Source organism: Campylobacter showae, assembly GCF_900573985.1.
GTDB lineage: Bacteria > Campylobacterota > Campylobacteria > Campylobacterales > Campylobacteraceae > Campylobacter_A > Campylobacter_A showae_E.
Map to the genome: position 1 here is coordinate 475,669 of NZ_UWOK01000001.1, position 18,262 is coordinate 493,930.

Genomic DNA, 18,262 nt, shown 5'->3' on the forward strand with positions numbered 1-18,262 from the left:
CGAGTTTTGAATTACGGATTACGCCCCTGCTACTACCGCAAGTTTTCATCCTTAAACAGATACTAGTATCTTTTAAATTTGTTTTATCTACACATAGAATCGCCTCAAATTCCAAATTTAACTAGATCAAAAATAGCCACCAAAACGCCAAACTCATAGCGTATTTAAAATTTTATCTGCTATAATATCTCAAAAATTTAAAAGGTTAAAAATGATCCCATTTACTGATGAAGAGCTTTTAAAGCCTGTAAAAGCAAGCCTACAAAAGGTTTTGCCGATGCTTGAAAACGACGGCGGAGGCATGGAGCTATTAGGTATCAAAAACGGCAAAGTTTACGTCCGTCTTACCGGCCACTGCCATGGCTGTGCGGCTAGCTCTACTACGCTAAAATACGGCGTCGAGCGCCAGCTTCGCATGGATATCCACCCTGAGCTAGAGGTCGTAAATATCCCTATCGGCGAGGAAGTTAAATTTGATTGATTACAAAAAGGCGGGGCTAAAAGCGTTTAACAAGGGCGAATTTGACGCCGCAGCGAGCTATTTTTCGCTCGCCTATGACAAGAAGCCTGACAAAAAGCTGCTTTTTCTCATCATGCTTTGCTCGCTTGCTAAGACTCGTCGCGACGAGGCGATGACGCTTTTTGAGATATTTAAGCTAAAAGACAAGCTCGGCATGAGCCCCTATGAACTAGAGGAAATTTTAGGCGCGCTTGAGGCGAAATTTAACGACGATGAGAGCCTTGAGGAGCAAAATGCGATCAGCTATGCCGATTTTATGGACGCTGTTAGGCGCGGCGGGTTTAAAAGCACCTTCGAGGATATCATGTTTTCCACGCGCGTGATGATCGACAACCGCGACGATTTCCTCGAGTTTTTACAAAATCTTATCAAAAATGGCTTCATAGAAATGGGGCTAAACTACATCGAGACCGCGGCCGTGATGTTTGCCGGCGACGAGCGGCTAAGCGCGCTGGCTCGCGAAATCAACGAAAAGGCCGAAAGTGAAAATTTACGTTAAAGAAGGCTTCGTCACCGACAACTCGAACGAGTGCGAAGCGGGTTGCTATTTCGTTAAAACGGCGACGAACGCCAAATTTGAAGCCGCCGCCGAGGCAAAGGGTGCAAAAATCATAAATTTGAGCGAATGCAAGCAGCTGCTAGGCATCGACGAGGGTATCAAAATCATCGGCATCACGGGTACGAACGGCAAGACTACGACCGCGGCGGCGATCTACGCCACGCTCTTAAATTTAGGCTACGGATGCGGCCTGTGCGGCACTCGCGGCGCTTTTATAAACAATGAACGCATCGATGATAAGGCGCTAACGACGAGCGAAATTTTACGCACGCTTAGCTACCTAAAAGCCGCTAGCGAGCGCGGCTGCGAGTACTTCGTGATGGAGGCTAGCTCGCATGCCATCGCGCAAAAGCGCATCGAGAGCCTGGAATTTGCGATGAAAATCTTTACGAATTTGACCCAAGACCACCTCGACTATCACGGCACGTTTGAGGAGTACGCACACGTAAAGAGCGAGTTTTTCGCGGATGACGCGCCAAAACTCATAAACGTCGACGATCGCGGCGGGATCAAATTTAACCCAGCAAACGCCCTAACTTACGCGCTTCACGCTGACGCGGACTTTGCGCCCGGCGAGTATTCGCTAGAGGGCGGCATACGCGGGACGCTAAAGACTCCGCGCGGCCAGATGGAGCTAAGCTCAAATTTGCACGGCGAATTTAACCTCTATAACCTCATCGCGGCCGCCTCTTGCGTTGCGACGCTGACGGATAGGCCGCTAGATGAGATCGCGCGCGCGGCGTCGAAATTTGACGGCGTCGAGGGGCGCATGGAGGTCGTGAGTCGCGATCCGCTCGTGATCGTGGACTTTGCGCATACGCCAGACGGCATCGAAAAGGTTCTAAACGCGCTGCGTCATCGTAAAATCGTCGCGGTTTTTGGTGCCGGCGGCGATAGAGACCGCACCAAGCGCCCAAAAATGGGTGCAACCGCGCAAAAATACGCGCACAGACTAGTTGTTACAAGTGATAACCCTCGTAGCGAAGAGTCAGAAACCATCATCGCCGAAATTTGCGGCGGCCTAGAGATGAACGAGCGCGTAAAATGCATCGCAAACCGCAAAGAGGCGATAAAATACGCGCTTGAAAGCCTCGCACAGGATGAAATTTTGGTGATTTTAGGTAAGGGCGACGAAACCTACCAAGAGATCAAAGGCGTAAAGTATCCGTTTAGCGACAAGCAGGTCGTGCGCGAACTTTTGGACGGACGCGCCTAAATTTACGTATAAAACGGCGGCAGACAAGGGTAAATTTGCGTAAAATTTGCCTTTGTTTGCGTCTAAATTTCTATTTTTACCACCAAACGGCGTCAAATTTATCGCAGTTTTTATCGCTCGCGCAAATGCTTCTAAAATCAAATTTAATCACAAATTTAACCCCGAATTTTATCGTAGCGAGCAAACAAAAATGAATCGCCGCGGCTAAATTTATAGTATAATTTTTCTAAAAAACACAAAGGACGGCCGATGAAAATCGAAATTTTATCAAGCAAAATCCACCGCGCGCGCGTGACGGACGCAAACCTCAATTACGTGGGCTCGGTTACGATCGGACCCGAGCTCATCGAGGCTGCGGGACTTTGCGAATACCAAAAAGTCGAGATCCTAAACGTCAATAACGGCGAGCGCTTCGCTACATACGTGATCCGCGGCAAAAAAAAGGGCGAGATCTGCCTAAACGGCGCGGCCGCGCGTAAAGTCTGCGTAGGCGATGTCGTCATTATCGTTGCTTATGCGCTTCTTAGCGCCAAAAAAGCGAGAGATTTCGAGCCAAAGATCGTGCAGGTAAACGCGCAAAACGAGATCGTAAAATAACATATAGCCAAATTTGGTGCTTCTTGCGCAGAACCGTTTAAATTTACGCTTGTGACGCCTGGTCAAATTTGCGGTAAAATTTAGGCTAGTGCGGCACGACGGTCATTTACAAACAGACAAAAAGCGAATGCGCCGAATATGAATTTATTAAAATTTTGCCGCCGTTTGGGGTTAAATTTGACGAGGTCGGTAAAATTTGACGAAAATGGGCAAAAACTTGCGCGTAAATTTAAAAGGATTCGCAAAATGATAGCGATTTATTTCAGCTCCACGGGCAACACGAAGTATTGCACGCAGAGATTTATAGAGCGTCTGGGCGGCGATATCCCCGCGGTTTCGATCGAGGACGAGGGCTGCGCTGAGCTGCTAAAGCGCCATGGCGACGTGATCCTTGCCTATCCTGTTTACTTTAGCGACCTGCCGCAGATCGTGCGCGAGTTTATTTACGAAAACAGCGCGAATTTCTGCGGCAAAAACGTCTTTATTATCGCTACGATGGAGATTTTTAGCGGCGACGGAGCGGGCTGCGCGGCTAGGATTCTAAAGCGGGCAGGCGCAAAGATAACGGGCGGCGCACACGTGAAAATGCCCGCGTTTATCCTCGACATGGCGATTTTTAGCTACTCGGCGCAGAAAAACGAGCGCCTGATCAAGGAGGCAAACGCCAAGCTAGAGCGCGCCTCGGAGGCATTTGCCGCGGGTAATCCGCCGCAAGAGGGGCTAGGCGTGCTATGCCGTATCGCGGGGCTTTTGGGGCAGCGGCTATGGATGAAAATTTGGGACAAAACGCCGTTTGCCAGGCGCAAACCGAGCCTCGATGCGGCGCGGTGCAACGGGTGCGGCGAGTGCGCAAAATCCTGCCCGATGCAAAATATAAAAATCGCGCACGGCAAGGCGAGATTTAGCGAGCGCTGCACGATTTGCTACAGATGCGTGAACAAGTGCAGGCAAAAGGCGATAACGATCCTCGGCAAGGCGGTAAATCTGGAAAAATCGGTCGCGGCGGAGTTTAAAGATATCTGATTCGCGTTTGTTTTCGTGGGTCTCAGCTCTGCGATAGTTTATTTTGCTGTGCTTTACGTACGGCTTTTAAATTTGATGAAAATCCTCTTTTAGCTCTGTATTCCGCCTATTATTCCAGGTAAATTTCTCAAATTTACAGAAAATCCGCGCTAAAAACCCCGCAAATACGTATGCTCCAAACTAAAATAGATCAAAACGCGCGCAGTTCATTTAAAGCAAAATTTCATCATCAAATTTGACGGCTTTTCGGACTCAAATTTACCCGTCCGTGCCCGTATCCGCCGCAAATTTCAAGGCGGGAACGAAACTTGCATTGCAGGCTTTAAATAAAGTAAATTTAGCTTAAATTGGCTAAAATAACGCGAAATTTGAAAGGATGTTTATGTTTGAGGGGATAGATTTTTCAAAAATGGGACAGATGCTCGAGGAGGCGCAAAAAAAGGCGCAGGAGATTGAGCAGGAGAGCCAAAAGCGCGAGTTTAGCGTAAAAAGCGGCGGCGGGCTCATTAGCGTTAGAGCAAACGGCAAGGGCGAGGTGCTCGATATTAGCATCGACGACAGCTTGCTAGAGGACAAGGAGAGTTTGCAGATCTTGCTCATCAGCGCCATAAACGACGTGCTAAAGATGATCGAGGACGACCGCAAGAACGCCGCGTCAAGGATGCTAGGCGGCTTTGCCGGCATGGGGCTAGGGCAATGAAACGCGCAGCTATCTCGCGCCGTTTGGACGCGGTTTTTGGACTTGCGCGGTTAAATTTTAGCGGCGCTTTGGACGGTGTGGCTGTAAATTTGAACTCAAATTTAGCCCGTAAAATTTGCTCTCCACTTTTTGCGGTTTTTGTGATTTGCGCATTTGCCGCGTCGCTTAGAGCCGAGCCGCGCCCGACGCAGGATGATTTTAACGCTTGCTTCGAGAAAAATTTGCCTGCTATGGTAAACGTCGCCGGTAACGGCGGCATCGCGATCACGCCAAATTTAATCGCCGTACCTAAAGGCGAAATCCCCGTGAAAAATTACGTCAAATTTGACCCGTATCTTGGCCTATATCTGGTTGCCTCGGACGCCAAACTCGAACCTATGAAGATGGCCGACGATAACGCGACGAAAAAAAGCGACTGGGTCAGCGTCACGCGCGATCTAAACGCGACCGTCTACGGCCACGTAAAGGCGCAGGCACAGGCGCTAGGCGAGCTGGACGTGCTCACGTTTGACGTAAACGGCACGGGTGCCGTGCTAAGTCCGTGCTGCAAGCTACGCGGTATCGCCGTGGGTGGGGACAAATTCGTCCCGAGCCGCTATCTAAGGCACTTTGCGGCGTATAAAGACGTGTACTACGGAGACGTGGGTGCGGTCTTTGAGGAGCGAGACGGCAAGCTCTACGTAAAGAGCGTCGATCCGCTCGGACGCGGCGCGGCACTGATGGCGGGAGACGAAATTTTGAGCGTAAACGGCGAGAAATTTGAGAGTTTGCGCGAGCTAAACGAGAGGATTTTGTTCGCCAAAAAGGGCGAGCGGCTCAAATTTGAGATCAAGCGCGGCGACGAGGTTTTGAGATTTGGCGTGGCGGTCTCTGACGATGCGGCCAAAAAAGAGCAAAAAGCGCCGATGAAGGCGGATAAAAAGGCCGCCGCTAGCGACGCAAAACCTCAGTCCATACCGCAAAGTAGCGATGCCGCGAGCGTGCAAAAGCTCTACGGCATGACATTTGACGAGAAGCTAACGGTAAAAAGCGTCGACGCGAACTCGGGTGCGGCGAAATTTGGCGTCAGAGTCGGCGACAAGCTGATACAAGTGGGGCAAAAAACGGTCTCAAGCCGCAAAGAAGCGCTCGGCCTGCTCGCTAAAGGCGGCGGTCAAAATTTGCTCTTTAGACGCAACGGCTTTGACTTTTTTTACAACGAGCGGTAGATTCGGACGGTAAATTTGACGCTTTTGGCGGGTAAACGAAGCGTCAAATTTGGCCTATGCTTGGAGCCGACAAAATAAAACGGAGAATAGATGCAAGATCAAAAAAATTTAGCGATGAAATTAAAATCTACGGGTAACGGTAAAATTTGCGTTCAAAATGCGGCGAGAGGGTTAAATTTGAGCGAGTCACGGGCGCTGCCGAAGGGTCAAATTTTAGCTCGCAGTTCGCGCGCGAGCTCGTCGCAAAATCAGCCTCAAATTTTAAACGCGTCCAAATCTAAAATAAACTCCGAAAATCCGACACAAAGCCCAAAAAATAGAGCAAATTTGATCTCGTTAAACGCGGCAAAAGGCTCGTGTTTTAGCTCGGGCGCAAATTTGCAGCAAACGGCTCCGAGCGCCGCCGATCAGGACGCGCTTTTGGCCGAGTTTAAGGCATTTTTGAGTGCGCATTTACCGAGCTCGCCTAGCTTTCATCCGTGTTTTGACGAGGCGCTCTCATACACGCTAAAATCGGGCGGCAAGCACTTTCGCGCGATGCTAGTCGCTGGCGTCGTAGCAGCGGTGCGTCCGGAGCGCAAAGAGGCGGCGTTTCACGTCGCGCTAGCATTTGAGACGATGCACAGCTACTCGCTCATCCACGACGATCTACCTGCGATGGACGACTCGGATCTGCGCCGCGGACAGCCTAGTCTGCACGTCAAATTTGACGAAGTGACGGCGATCCTGGCTGGCGACGCTCTAAACACCCACGCCTTTTATCAGATAGCAAGGGCTCCGCTAGACGCGGACGCGCGCATAAAATGCGTCGAGATCCTAAGCCGCAACGCCGGTATCTACGGCATGGCGCTAGGGCAGGCTGTGGATTGTTATTTCGAAAATCAAAAGCTAGGGCTTGAAGAGCTAAAATTTCTGCACGTCCACAAGACCGCGCGCCTCATCGCAGCAAGCTTGCAAGCAGGCTGCGTCGTGGCGGGGCTAGACGAGGCGGAGGCTGCGCGCATATACGACATCGGGCTTGATCTGGGGCTGGCGTTTCAGATCGCAGACGACATCATCGACGCGACGCAAAGCGCCGAAACGGCGGGCAAGCCGACGCATAACGATGGCGCGAAAAACTCCTTTACCAACCTTCTTGGCGTGGAGGGCGCGGTGCAGGCTAAAAACGAGCTCATCGCAAAGATAGAGTGCGAGCTAGGCGGCGTGCATGCTGGTATCCGCGCTATCGTGACGGGCCTCATCGACAAGCATTTGCGGTAAATTTAGCTTAAATTTGCGTTTGAGTCGGTTAAATTTGAGCCGTCAAATTTGCCGTCAAATTTCGCAAATTTTATCTATAACTACAAAACTCTATCCGCTCGGTATAAATAAACGACGTTCTAAACCGTGCCGATCCTGCCGTAAATTCGGCAAAATTCGGTGTCCTTTTTATGCTATAATCTTTTAAATTTATCAAAAGGAGAGATAATGAAAAAAATAGCCTTATCGCTTGCGCTTTTGTGTGCGGCGGCGTTTGCCAAAGAGTACGACTACATGCTAGCTAGCACCGTGCAAAAAACTTTTGAGGAACCGACTTCTAGCTACGAGACCAAGCAAAGCTACGACGCCAAGGCTCGCCGCCTAGAGCTGGTGAGCAGCTCCGAGCTCGCAGACGGCCTAAAGGGCAAACACAAAGAGATCAGCTACTATAACAAAGACGGCAAGATGACGAAATTTGAAGCCTATAGCTATGATTTTGCCGCGAAAAAATGGGTCAAAGTAACCGAATATAAAGCCGACTATAAAAAAGGCGTCCTCACGCAGGAGTCTAGTTCGTTTATCAGAGGCGTACCGGAAAATGCCAGCAAAATCATCACAAAGTACCTAAAAAACGCTAGCGAGGAGATCAGATACGAGCTAGTAAAAGGCAAATGGCAAAAAGCTGCGCTAACCAAAACCGTCGAGAACGCATACGGCGAGAACGAGCTCATCGTGCTTAGCGTCTGGGACGGCAAAAGATGGCAGCCCAAGTCAAAAACGCAGCTACTCTACGGCGCAGACGGGCAGACGCGTGGCTACGAGAGCTGGGACTACGAAAACGGCGCATGGCAAAACCGCGAAAGAAGCACTGTTGCGGGCGATGTGAAGGGCAAATACGAGCAGGTAAGAAGCGTATTTGAGGGCGGCGCGTGGCGCTATGACGAGATGTCAAAGCACGACTACGACGCCTCTAGCGGCAAAGACGTGACGATAAACCTCATCTGGAACGCCGAACAAAACGCATGGGAAAACAACAGCAAAAGCGTCTCGGTCGTAGAGGGTGCGGACTTCGAGACGGCGGCGTTTTTGTGGGATAAAGAGCGCAAAGAGTGGACGCAGGAGTACTCTAACCGCAGCATCTACGACAAGAGCGGCGAGCGTCTGCTAACTCAGCGATACGACACGATGGACGGCAGCGAGAAGTTCGTCTACGGCTACAACGAGCGCGGCGATAACGTGAGCGTGGATATCTATGAGCTAGTTATCGACGAAAACGGCAAAAGATGGGTGCAAAATAAGCGCATGGAGACGACCTTTGATCCGCATATACTAGCCGACGACGTCGGACACGGCGGCTCGCTGATGTCCTTTGAGATGCCTAGCAGATACGCGGTGAAGAGCTTTAAACAATTCGTCGCAGCGGACGGTAAATTTAAGCTCGCCTCAGAGCAGACGTGGAAGTATAAAAAGGTCAAATGATCTTTTGCTAGCGGCCTAACTGCGGTAAATTTGGCGCTTTGGATTCGGTCAAATTTAACGAGCGCCCGAGCGTCAATTTGGCTCGTTGAATTTTGCTTTCACATCAAATTTGACGCCGTTTGGGCGGCTAAATTTAAAAAGGAGCGAATGTGAGATTTTTTTGGAAAGCGGCGATAGCGGCGATTTGGGCGGTGCCGCTAGCTGCGTCGGGCGAAATTTGCCTAAAAAAGACTATTTATAAAACGCAGGGCGACGCCGTGCCGAGCTACAAATACGAAACGAGCCAAGCTTACGACGCGAAGGCTAGAGCGCTAGAAAAAATCTACGACGAAATCAGCGATGAGGGCAGGCGCAGGACGAAAAGCATTGTCAAATTTGACGAAAGAGGCGAGCGCGAGATAGGTAGCACTGAGTACGATTGGGACTTTGGCGCCGAAAAATGGCGCAAAGCAGGGTTCTCAAAAACAGAGAGGACAAAGGATGGCACGTTTGTTTATATCGATACGCGCGGTCGAAACGGCAAGCTAAATCAAGGTCAAAAAACCGTCGAAAAGCGAACGGGCGCGACGGAAATCTCTCAAAATTTCACTCTAAAAAACGGCAAATGGACGCCGACGTATCTAATCAAAAGACTTTATGACGAAAACCATAAAACCGCGCTCATAACGACCTTTGAGTGGAGCGCCAAAGCCAAAAAATGGACTCCGTACGAAAAATCGATATATCGCTACAAAGGCGACGTTTATGCTAGCTCAGAGGGTTATAAATGGCGCGGCAAATGGGTGCCGCAGACAAAGCACGCGGCCTTTGCGGCTGCGGACGGAGCGCGCACCGAGATAAATTTTACCTGGAGCCAGGGCGCGTGGCAGCCGCAGGAGAGGACGGTGCAGAAAATAGAGCCCGAGTTTAGGCGCTTTACTGATCTTAGATGCCGCTGGGACGCTGCAAAGAGCGAGTGGAACGGCTGCTACAAAAACGTGCGCGAGGAGACCGAGCAAGGTCGGCCAAAGTACTCTGCATCGTCGTTTTGGCAGGGGGAGTCGCAGCGCTGGGAGGTCGTGTTTGAAAACGAGCTTAGCTACGACGCGCGCGGCAACCTGATAAAAAATCGCGAGATGTCAGATGGCGAGCGGCGCGAGTACGTCTACGCCTACGACGAAGCGGGAAATAACGTATCCTCAGCGCTTCGCGAGCCCGATGAGAGCGGCAAATGGCGCGAAACGCAAAAAACGGTAAACGTCTTTGAGCCGGACATCTTGGCGCGCGACGTCATGGATCGCGGCTTTATCGGCGACTACGTAGCCGCGGGCGAAAACGCGATCAAAAGCAGCAAGCAGTATTTTTTAGACGGCGATGAGTTTAAGCTAAACGAGACGCTCGAGTGGTTTTACGAAAAGTGCGAGCCGTCTCGCGAGTGAGCCGTGTATCGTTTAAATTTCAAGCAGCGACGCGATGATGTTTGCTTGCGAGGTGGATTTTGGCGTCTAAATTTGACGAGCGGCGGATGATGGTTTTTAAATAAAATTTAGGAGAAATATGCGAAATTTAGAGCAAATTTTAGCGTCGCTAGACGAGAGCGCGCAAAAGGTTTTGGTTTTAGGATGCGCAAAACACCCCGTTTGGGACGATGCGAACGAGGTTTTCGCGCTAGCTACGAGGCAAATTTTAGATAAAAGCCTAGGGTTGCAAAAGGGCGTGGATTATAGCAAAACTCCTAAATTTTATGGTGCCCGGCCGCTCGCGTTTATCGGCGTGCATGCGCAGATGATCGGGCGAAAAAGCATAGGATTTTTGCTCACGGAAAGACATCTTTTGGTTAAATTTGACGCGTCGGCCGTAAACGTAGACGAGGTAGCGGCGGCATTTAGGCTAGGTAAGTATCTGCAAAACGAGCTGGAAAATCTCGCGTGGCAAGAGCTACAAAAATGCGAATTTGAAATCGAGGACGAGATGAAAGCGGCGATGAAAACTGCGCTAAAAGCCGTTTTAAACGCTATTTTTGAGGACGGAGTCCAAAACGATGAGGCGAAAATTTCGGATAAACTTTTAGAGCTCGGTCTTGGCGAAGCGCTAAAAACGCCGCTTGACGAGACGAAGCTGCTATCAAAATCGCTTAGCGTCTTTAAGCCTGTCTCGCCGATGCTTCACAGCCTTGACCGCTCGCTTTTTGGTAAGCCTTACGGCGTGATACTGGACGAGCGCGGACTAATTAGCCGTGAGCTGATGGAAGAGCCGGTTTTTAGCTCGTGGGACGAGATCGCAGACGCGCCCGTAACGGTAAAAGAGGGAGAAGAAGACGTTATAATAATCGGCGAAAAAGAGCATAAGATACCTCCCGAGCTAAAAGAGAAAAAGGAAAATTTCGCCGGGTTTTTAAAATTTACGGCGGCGCTAAAAGCGTAAAATTTAAGCCGAATTTTCGTATAATCGCATAAAAACTAAGGAGAAAAAATGCTAAAAAAGATGGCTGATACGATAAGGTTTTTGTGCGCTGATATGGTGCAGCAGGCAAATAGCGGGCATCCGGGCGCGCCGATGGGGCTAGCGGACGTCATGGTCGTGCTGGCTAAATTTCTAAATCACAATCCTAAAAATCCAAACTGGCTAAACCGCGACAGGCTCGTGTTTAGCGGCGGTCACGCAAGCTCGCTCGTGTATAGCTTTTTGCATCTTAGCGGCTATGATCTTAGCCTTGATGATCTAAAAAACTTCCGTCAGCTGGGCTCCAAAACTCCTGGCCACCCAGAGATCCACACAAAAGGCGTCGAAGTAGCGACCGGACCGCTAGGCCAAGGCGTAGCAAACGCGGTGGGCTTTGCTATGGCGGCAAAATACGCGGCTAATCTACTAAACGACCCCCAAAACGCCGTCATCGATCATAAAATTTACTGCCTCTGCGGCGACGGAGACTTGCAGGAGGGCATCAGCTACGAGGCCTGTGCGGTCGCGGGCAACCTGCATCTAGACAACCTCGTGCTGATCTACGACTCCAACAACATCACGATCGAGGGCGACACGAGTATAGCTTGGAGCGAGGACGTGAAGGCGAGGTTTGAGGCTCAGGGCTGGGACGTCGCGCGCATCGACGGTCACGACTACGATCAGATCGAGTTTGCGCTCGAGCAAGCCGCCGAAAAAGAGCGCCCGTATCTCATCATCGCAAACACCCGCATCGCAAAGGGCGCGGGCGAGCTAGAGGGCAGCCACCATAGCCACGGCGCGCCGCTTGGCGAGGAGATCATAAAGGCTGCTAAAATCGCAGCTGGCTTTGATCCGGAGCGTAAATTTGATATTGGCGAGGACGTGCTCATTCGCTTCCGCGCCGCGCTAGAAAAGGGCGACCTGGCCGAAGCTCAGTGGAACAAAAAGGTAGAAAATCTAAGTAGTGAGAGCAAAAATATGCTAAACGCGCTACTAAATCCAGATTTTAGCAAGATAAACTTCCCTGATTTTACCGGCAAAAAGCTAGCCACGCGCGACAGTAACGGCGTAATCATGAACGAGATCGCGCGTGCGCTGCCGGGCTTTATCGGCGGTAGCGCGGATCTGGCTCCATCAAACAAAACCGAGCTAAAAGGCATGGGCGACTTCCCTAACGGACGCAACATCCACTACGGTATCCGCGAGCACGCTATGGCCGCGATAAACAACGCGGTCGCTAGATACGGACTTTTCTTGCCGTTTAGCGCGACGTTTTTTATCTTTAGCGACTACCTAAAGCCGTCTGCGCGTATCGCTTCGTTGATGAGCATCAGGCACTTTTTTATCTTTACGCACGACAGTATCGGCGTGGGCGAGGACGGCCCGACGCATCAGCCTATCGAGCAGCTCAGCACGCTTCGCGCGATGCCGAACTTTTATACCTTCCGCCCGGCTGATGGCAACGAAAACGCGCTTTGCTGGAAGGCGGCGTTAAATTTACGCGCTCCAAGCGCCTTCGTGCTAAGCCGCCAAGGCCTAGCTCCGCTTGAAAAAGGCGAATTTGGCGGGGTAGAAAACGGCGCGTATCTGCTAAAACGCGCGCAAAACGCCAAAATCACGCTGATAGCTAGCGGCAGCGAAGTGGAGCTTTGCGTCAAGGCGGCTGAAATTTTAGCCGCTCGCGGTATCGGCGCGAACGTAGTCTCTGCGCCGTGCTTTGACCTGCTTTGCGAGCAGCCGCGCGAGTACGTAGATCAGATCATAGATCCAGCGACCAAGGTCATCGCCGTCGAAGCCGCAAGCGCGCTAGAGTGGTATAAATTCGCGGGTGAAATTTACTCGATGAAGAGCTTTGGCGAGAGCGGTAAGGCGGGCGCATTGTTCGAATACTTTGGCTTTACGCCTGAAAAGATTGCGGAGTTTGCGAGCGAACGCGCATGAAAACGGCGTTAGTTTTAATCGATATCCAAAACGATTATTTCAAGGGCGGCACAAACGAACTCGTAGGGCAAGAGACGGCGGCGAAAAAGGCGGCTAAAATTTTAGCTCTTTTTAGGCGGAAAAATCTGCCTGTTTTTCACGTTCAGCACATTGCGACCAGCGCGGGAGCGACGTTTTTCTTACCTAACACGCGTGGCGCGCAGATTTACGAGCTAGTCGCCCCACTACCGCACGAACCCGTCATCGTTAAACAAGCTCCGGATAGCTTTTCAGGTACCGAGCTGAACGAGCGGTTAAAGGCACTCGGCGCGGAGCGAATTTTGGTCTGCGGGTCGATGAGTCATATGTGTATCGATACTACCGTGAGAAGCACGATGGAGAAGGGGTTTAAAGTGGCTTTGGCTCACGATGCGTGCGCGACTAAGGATATGAGCTTTAACGGCGAAAATTTGCCCGCCGCGCTCGTGCACAAGGCGTTTATGGCGGCTATGAGTGGAATCTTTGCCGACGTTAAAAGCACGGATGAGGTTTTGGCGGATTTTAGCGAGTAATAATTAATCCGAGGTGCGCTATTTTTTAAATTTTAGGCTAGCCGTGAAAGAATATTTATGCGGTCTAGCACAAATTTATTCGGAAGCTAGGGCGGTTAAGCGAGCATGCCGCTTGCGAGATTTTGCTACCAGGATTTCTCTAAAACCCTTAAATTTAAAACCAAGCGCTTACCCCCCCCCCCCCCCAAAAACCGCTCATACAAGCGCTAGTCTATTAAGGCCCGTATTTACGGCCATTTCACGTAAATTTGCGGTCTATTGTAGATTTAAGGCGTGATTAAAATACGCTACTCTGCGCCGCAAGGAGCGGGAGTGTCTGGTAGTGTTCACGCCTAACTCGGCTTTTTGCATTTATTGCCGCTTCTTGCTCTTGATACCGCGTCGTCGCTTGTCTGCGCCGATACGTAAATTTATCCCGCCCGTTTGCCTTAAAATTTGAGTAAATTTTATGATTTTTCTGCTAAAATCGCGTCTTTACGACTTTTAAAACTGTGGCGAAAAATCTCAAATCTGCCGCCAAATTTGCGTAAAACGACTAAAATTTTATAATCAAGGTATAAAATGGAGCTTTCGCATATTATCGTTTTGGCCCTAGTTCAGGGTATTAGCGAGTTTTTACCGATCTCTAGCTCGGCCCACCTCGTGCTTGTACCAAAGCTACTTGGCTGGGCGGATCAGGGACTAGCCTTTGACGTAGCCGTTCATGTTGGCACGCTCGCGGCGATACTTTTTTATTTTAAAGACAGACTTGCTGGGCTTATGCGAGATTTTTTCGCGTCTATCGCGCGTCGCGAGAGGGTCGGCGACAGCACGCTCGTGTGGTCGGTCGGCTTTGCGACCGTACCGGTGGGGCTTTTTGGCCTAGCGTTTAACGACGCCATCGAGCAGTACGCTAGAAACGGGCTCGTGATCGCGGCGATGACGATAATCTTTGGTATCGCGCTCTACGTCGCGGACAAAAAATCAGGCCTAAAAACCGAATACGAAATGACGATCAAGCTCGCTCTCATCGTGGGTCTAGCGCAGGCGATCGCGCTGATACCAGGCGTTTCGCGCTCGGGCGTGACGATGACGGCGGCGCTGATGCTGGGCTTTAGTCACAAAGCAAGCGCAAATTTCTCGTTTTTGCTCTCGATCCCCGTGATCGTGCTAGCAGGCGGCCTTGAAGCGGTGAAACTGATAAAAACCCCAGACGCGCTGCCTTGGAGCGACCTTGCTATCGGCGCGGCGATTAGCGGCCTTAGCGCGTATCTGTGCGTGCGGCTGTTTATGGCGCTGATCGCGCGCGCGAGCATGCTGCCGTTTGTTATCTACCGCATGATTTTGGGCGTGTTTTTGTTTGCGATGTTTTTATGAAAATGGGCGAATTTGGGCTCAAATTTGAGGTTTGCGGCCCAAATTTGCTTTGTAAATTTAAAGCGCAAATTTGACTAAGGTCAGTCAAAATTTATCTTTTCTAAAACCTCTTTTATCCTTTTGTTTCTACTCTCCATGCTATCTTCTTCGCTAAACATCCTATGTTCGCTATATTCAAACGACGGCAGGTCTTTAACCAAATCATAAATTTCCTCAAAGCTTAAAATCTTGCCGTGCAGGTCGTAGCCGACGTTTAGCGCCTTGCCTTTTATATTTGCGATATTTGCGTGGATATGGCCGTAGAGCTGGATCGCACCGTGGTGGCCTGCGTTCCACTCGGATATCGGATAGTGAAAGAGCACGAGTCGAAATTTATCCTTCCCGTGCTGCACGGTGATCTCTTTGTATTCGCAAATTTCCTCAAACAGCGCGTTGCCGTCTTGCTTTTTCATGGCCAGCAGCTCGTCTTTATGCTTTTTTATCGCTTCGTCGTGATTGCCTAGCACTAGGACGTGCTTGCCGTTTAGCTTGCTAAATATGGATATGTTGGTCCCGATATCCTTGTGAAAGCTAATATCGCCTATATTATAGACCGTGTCACAGGGGTTTACCCTCTCGTTCCAAAGGCGAATAAGCGCGCTATCCATCGCCTCCACGCTAGAAAAGGGCCTAAAGCACGGATGAAATTTCATGATATTGCTATGTCCGAAATGCAAATCGGAGGTAAAATAAATCATTTTTGCTCCTTTAAATCCACTTCAAATTTCTCGCCGCTTTTTATCTCCATGATAACTAGGCGCTTAAAAAATACGGCTCCTACGTCCATAGAAAATACGTTATTTTCGCGCCTGGTTATTCTATTTTCCTCGCTAGCTACGTGCCCGTGAAATATCCTCTTGCCCGTATTATTACTCTCCCAAAATGGCTCTATGCTCCACAGCACGTAGTCCTCGTCCTGCTCCTCTTCGCTTTTATCGCCGTCAAAGGCCGCGTGGACGAATATACTTTGCTCCGAGCTTACGATGTGCGGCATATTGCTGATAAAATCCTTTAGCCACGAGAGCGCGAAACTGTTTAAATTTCGCTTATAGATCGATCTTTTGGTTTTATCACCGCCGTTTCTAAGCCAAATTTGATGATCCAGGGAGTCGCCGCCAAAATACCCGTCCATCATCATTTTCTCGTGATTTCCCAGCACGTGGATCAGCGCGTATCCGTTTCTAACGAGCTCGGCGTATCTTTTGTATAGCCCGATCGTATCCTCGCCGCGGTCGCAGCTGTCGCCTAAAATAATAACCAAATCCTTTTTGGTCAAATTTATCTTTTTAAGCATCAGGTTAAAAAGCCCGAGGCAGCCGTGCATATCGCCGAATACGAAAATCCGCGCGTAATCATCTTCGTTTATGTGTTTTATCTTTATCATTTTTGGTTCTTGCGTTAAATTTGTGGAAAATTTTGGGTTAAGTTTTATAAGATTATGGCAGATGGGAAGGGATTCGAACCCTCGAAAGCTTGCACTTTACACGCGTTCCAGGCGTGCTCCTTCAACCGCTCGGACACCCATCTATGAAGCCTGGATTATAGCTAAAATTTAATAAGCGCAAACTTATATTTGAGTTTGATCGCGTTTTACGGCGGCGTCAAATTTGAGCGTGCATAAGGGTTTTAGCGTCATAAAGGTGCGGGTTAGGCCGCAGATCAGTCAAATTTGCCGCCAAATTTAGCCTAATTTTGAGCAAATTTATCCGCGCTTACCCAGAGCGAAAACAAACATCCTGCACGCCTCGCGAAACGGCTTTATCCAGCTCATCGCGCGACCGACTAGCCCCCAGCGATGTTTGTACATATTCATCATCGTGCCGATTTCCAGGCACTTTATGCGCTCTTTATCCCACGCCTCGACCTCGTCCTCGCCCGCGATACCCATCTTGATTTTTACCTCCTCTTTCATAAATTTTAGCGTGTCGTGTTTGCGTGTATTCATTTTTGTCGCGAAGTCGTTGAGTAGATCGACCAGTACCAGCCCGCTAAATCGCGCTGCCAAATTTAAGAAAAACTCCCGAAAAATCGGCTTTTCAAAAAACATCGACACGCCTTCTAGCACGAAAACAAACTCCTCTTCCGCGTGCTTTCTGGCTAACTCGTCCATCCACGCGGTTTCTAGCATCGAGCAGGGTAGGCTGTAGTTTCGCGGCGCTTTTGGCACGAGTTTATCGCGAAGGGCTATGACGTCCGGCAAATCAAGGTCGTAAAAGGTCGCCTCTGGGCAAACGGGAGCTAGCCTAAGAGGCCTGGTATCAAGCCCGGCGCCTACTTGAACGATGACGGCGGTCGGGTGCTCGCGGGTAAATTTAAGTATGCAGTCGTCAAAAAACCTCGCGCGTATCACCGTGCCGACCCTGCTTAGCGTCGAGCGGTCAAATTTGGCGAAATCATAATCTATCTTACTCACGACGTCTCCAGAAAACTCGTCCTTTAGTATGGGCGTAGTTTCTTGGTTTTCCTTGCTTCTAAAGTATAAATTTATGAGCAGCGTCTCAGAGACCGTTCCCTCAAATTCGATCTTTTCCATACAACTTTTCCTTTTTATTTTGATAATCTTTATGAAAATTGTAGTGCAAATGGCTTTAAAATTTTATAAAATTTAGCGTTTAACTCGCCGTTAATGCAATGTCGTTTATAATACGGCTTTTAAAAACGAAAAAAGGCAAAAAATGAAAAAAATCCTCATCATCGCAGGCTCGTGCAGCAACGGCGGCGCGGGACTGCAAGCCGATATCAAGGCGTGCGCGCACTTTGGCTGCTATAGCGCGACTGCGGTCACGGCGCTAACTGCCGAAAACACGGACAAGATCAAAAATATCGTCTCGCTTGATCCCTCATTTATCGCCGATCAGCTCGAGATGCTCTCGGCGGAGTTTAGCTTTGATGCCGTCAAGATCGGCATGCTCTTTAACGAGCCTATCATGGACGTCGTGCAGGGCTTTTTAGAAAAAAACTCCGCTCCCGTGGTGCTAGATCCCGTCTGCGTCTCGAAAATGGGGCATAAACTCATCAAAGATAGCGCTATCGAGCGGCTAAAAGAACTAATGAAATTTGCCGCCGTCACGACGCCGAACCTGCGCGAAGCGGACGTGCTTTTCGGCGATGATTTTACGAATTTGCCGTGCGACGTGATTGTGAAAAAGCACATCGTCGCGGGCAAAAGCATCGACACGCTCTACCGCAAGGACGGCAGCGTGCAAAACTTTGAGACGCCGCTGGCTGATCCGCTCGTTATCATAGGTGCTGGCTGCACCTTTTCTAGCTCGCTAGCCTGCCTGCTCGCTCGCGGCGAGAGCCTAGAGGGCGCCATCCAACAAGGCAAAGAGTACATCTACAACGCCATAATCAGCGGCATCGACACGAATCTAGGCGTGAGAAAACTGCTAAATCACGGGGTTAAATTTTAA

At 49.9% G+C, this 18,262-nt stretch carries 19 protein-coding genes and 1 tRNA gene; 16 read left to right on the top strand and 4 right to left on the bottom strand.

Annotation, left to right across the window (positions count from 1 at the left end):
• Positions 1–211 precede the first annotated feature (211 nt).
• From EE116_RS02530 to EE116_RS02595, 15 genes are all read left to right on the top strand, one after another.
• On the top strand, positions 212–481 hold the full coding sequence (locus tag EE116_RS02530) for a NifU family protein (protein WP_122873093.1): 270 nt from the start codon (positions 212–214) through the stop codon (positions 479–481).
• Positions 474–1,019 (top strand): histidine kinase, encoded by a 546-nt coding sequence (locus EE116_RS02535; protein WP_122873094.1) that lies wholly within the window; start codon positions 474–476, stop codon positions 1,017–1,019. Before EE116_RS02530 ends, EE116_RS02535 begins: the two co-directional genes overlap by 8 nt.
• Positions 1,003–2,295, top strand: a complete 1,293-nt coding sequence (locus tag EE116_RS02540) for a UDP-N-acetylmuramoyl-L-alanyl-D-glutamate--2,6-diaminopimelate ligase (RefSeq protein ID WP_122873095.1) — start codon at positions 1,003–1,005, stop codon at positions 2,293–2,295. Before EE116_RS02535 ends, EE116_RS02540 begins: the two co-directional genes overlap by 17 nt.
• Positions 2,296–2,330: 35 nt before the next feature.
• Positions 2,331–2,489, top strand: coding sequence for a hypothetical protein (locus tag EE116_RS12400; protein ID WP_163028017.1), 159 nt, complete (start codon positions 2,331–2,333; stop codon positions 2,487–2,489).
• Positions 2,490–2,544: 55 nt separating this feature from the next.
• Positions 2,545–2,892: an aspartate 1-decarboxylase gene (gene panD, locus EE116_RS02545; protein ID WP_122873096.1), complete on the top strand. Its 348-nt coding sequence runs from the start codon at positions 2,545–2,547 to the stop codon at positions 2,890–2,892.
• A 246-nt stretch (positions 2,893–3,138) separates the two neighbouring features.
• Positions 3,139–3,915 carry an EFR1 family ferrodoxin gene (locus EE116_RS02550; protein WP_122874425.1) on the top strand — a complete coding sequence of 259 codons (777 nt, stop codon included), beginning with the start codon at positions 3,139–3,141 and terminating at the stop codon, positions 3,913–3,915.
• 382 nt (positions 3,916–4,297) lie between these two features.
• Positions 4,298–4,615, top strand: coding sequence for a YbaB/EbfC family nucleoid-associated protein (locus EE116_RS02555; protein ID WP_122873097.1), 318 nt, complete (start codon positions 4,298–4,300; stop codon positions 4,613–4,615).
• On the top strand, positions 4,612–5,823 hold the full coding sequence (locus EE116_RS02560; protein ID WP_122873098.1) for a DUF7488 domain-containing protein: 1,212 nt from the start codon (positions 4,612–4,614) through the stop codon (positions 5,821–5,823). The genes EE116_RS02555 and EE116_RS02560 overlap by 4 nt, the downstream gene beginning before the upstream one ends.
• A 378-nt stretch (positions 5,824–6,201) precedes the next feature.
• A complete protein-coding gene (locus tag EE116_RS02565) occupies positions 6,202–7,083 on the top strand; it encodes a polyprenyl synthetase family protein (protein ID WP_478210136.1) in 882 nt (293 codons plus the stop codon).
• Between the two features lie 207 nt (positions 7,084–7,290).
• Positions 7,291–8,541, top strand: a complete 1,251-nt coding sequence (locus EE116_RS02570) for a hypothetical protein (RefSeq protein WP_122873100.1) — start codon at positions 7,291–7,293, stop codon at positions 8,539–8,541.
• A 149-nt stretch (positions 8,542–8,690) separates the two neighbouring features.
• The gene (locus EE116_RS02575; protein WP_122873101.1) at positions 8,691–9,959 is read left to right on the top strand and encodes a hypothetical protein; all 1,269 of its coding nucleotides are present in this window, start codon (positions 8,691–8,693) and stop codon (positions 9,957–9,959) included.
• A gap of 118 nt (positions 9,960–10,077) precedes the next feature.
• Entirely contained in the window at positions 10,078–10,944 is an 867-nt protein-coding gene (locus EE116_RS02580; RefSeq protein WP_122873102.1) for a hypothetical protein, read from the top strand.
• A gap of 48 nt (positions 10,945–10,992) precedes the next feature.
• Positions 10,993–12,903, top strand: coding sequence for a transketolase (gene tkt, locus EE116_RS02585; RefSeq protein ID WP_122873103.1), 1,911 nt, complete (start codon positions 10,993–10,995; stop codon positions 12,901–12,903).
• Positions 12,900–13,454, top strand: a complete 555-nt coding sequence (locus tag EE116_RS02590) for a cysteine hydrolase family protein (protein WP_122873104.1) — start codon at positions 12,900–12,902, stop codon at positions 13,452–13,454. The genes tkt and EE116_RS02590 overlap by 4 nt, the downstream gene beginning before the upstream one ends.
• Before the next feature lie 561 nt (positions 13,455–14,015).
• The gene (locus tag EE116_RS02595) at positions 14,016–14,810 is read left to right on the top strand and encodes an undecaprenyl-diphosphate phosphatase (RefSeq protein ID WP_122873105.1); all 795 of its coding nucleotides are present in this window, start codon (positions 14,016–14,018) and stop codon (positions 14,808–14,810) included.
• 80 nt (positions 14,811–14,890) lie between these two features.
• Here the strand turns inward: EE116_RS02595 and EE116_RS02600 are convergent, their stop codons facing one another.
• From EE116_RS02600 to EE116_RS02615, 4 genes are all read right to left on the bottom strand, one after another.
• Positions 14,891–15,547, bottom strand: a complete 657-nt coding sequence (locus tag EE116_RS02600) for a metallophosphoesterase family protein (RefSeq protein ID WP_122873106.1) — start codon at positions 15,545–15,547, stop codon at positions 14,891–14,893.
• Positions 15,544–16,233, bottom strand: coding sequence for a metallophosphoesterase (locus EE116_RS02605; RefSeq protein WP_122873107.1), 690 nt, complete (start codon positions 16,231–16,233; stop codon positions 15,544–15,546). Before EE116_RS02605 ends, EE116_RS02600 begins: the two co-directional genes overlap by 4 nt.
• 55 nt (positions 16,234–16,288) lie before the next feature.
• A tRNA-Ser gene (locus EE116_RS02610) sits at positions 16,289–16,376 on the bottom strand.
• Positions 16,377–16,551: 175 nt separating this feature from the next.
• Positions 16,552–17,382, bottom strand: a complete 831-nt coding sequence (locus tag EE116_RS02615) for a class I SAM-dependent methyltransferase (RefSeq protein WP_122873108.1) — start codon at positions 17,380–17,382, stop codon at positions 16,552–16,554.
• 142 nt (positions 17,383–17,524) lie between these two features.
• On the opposite strand from EE116_RS02615, the gene EE116_RS02620 reads away from it, so the two are divergent.
• On the top strand, positions 17,525–18,262 hold the full coding sequence (locus EE116_RS02620; protein ID WP_122873109.1) for a hydroxymethylpyrimidine/phosphomethylpyrimidine kinase: 738 nt from the start codon (positions 17,525–17,527) through the stop codon (positions 18,260–18,262).

Coding starts and splice junctions, on each gene's coding strand:
- EE116_RS02570 (WP_122873100.1), top strand. CDS start 7,291: ATGAAAAAAATAGCCTTATCGCTTGCGCTTTTGTGTGCGGCGGCGTTT.
- tkt (WP_122873103.1), top strand. CDS start 10,993: ATGCTAAAAAAGATGGCTGATACGATAAGGTTTTTGTGCGCTGATATG.
- EE116_RS02555 (WP_122873097.1), top strand. CDS start 4,298: ATGTTTGAGGGGATAGATTTTTCAAAAATGGGACAGATGCTCGAGGAG.
- EE116_RS02550 (WP_122874425.1), top strand. CDS start 3,139: ATGATAGCGATTTATTTCAGCTCCACGGGCAACACGAAGTATTGCACG.
- EE116_RS02590 (WP_122873104.1), top strand. CDS start 12,900: ATGAAAACGGCGTTAGTTTTAATCGATATCCAAAACGATTATTTCAAG.
- EE116_RS02600 (WP_122873106.1), bottom strand. CDS start 15,547: ATGATTTATTTTACCTCCGATTTGCATTTCGGACATAGCAATATCATG.
- EE116_RS02605 (WP_122873107.1), bottom strand. CDS start 16,233: ATGATAAAGATAAAACACATAAACGAAGATGATTACGCGCGGATTTTC.
- EE116_RS02620 (WP_122873109.1), top strand. CDS start 17,525: ATGAAAAAAATCCTCATCATCGCAGGCTCGTGCAGCAACGGCGGCGCG.
- EE116_RS02595 (WP_122873105.1), top strand. CDS start 14,016: ATGGAGCTTTCGCATATTATCGTTTTGGCCCTAGTTCAGGGTATTAGC.
- EE116_RS02580 (WP_122873102.1), top strand. CDS start 10,078: ATGCGAAATTTAGAGCAAATTTTAGCGTCGCTAGACGAGAGCGCGCAA.
- panD (WP_122873096.1), top strand. CDS start 2,545: ATGAAAATCGAAATTTTATCAAGCAAAATCCACCGCGCGCGCGTGACG.
- EE116_RS02530 (WP_122873093.1), top strand. CDS start 212: ATGATCCCATTTACTGATGAAGAGCTTTTAAAGCCTGTAAAAGCAAGC.
- EE116_RS02560 (WP_122873098.1), top strand. CDS start 4,612: ATGAAACGCGCAGCTATCTCGCGCCGTTTGGACGCGGTTTTTGGACTT.
- EE116_RS02615 (WP_122873108.1), bottom strand. CDS start 17,382: ATGGAAAAGATCGAATTTGAGGGAACGGTCTCTGAGACGCTGCTCATA.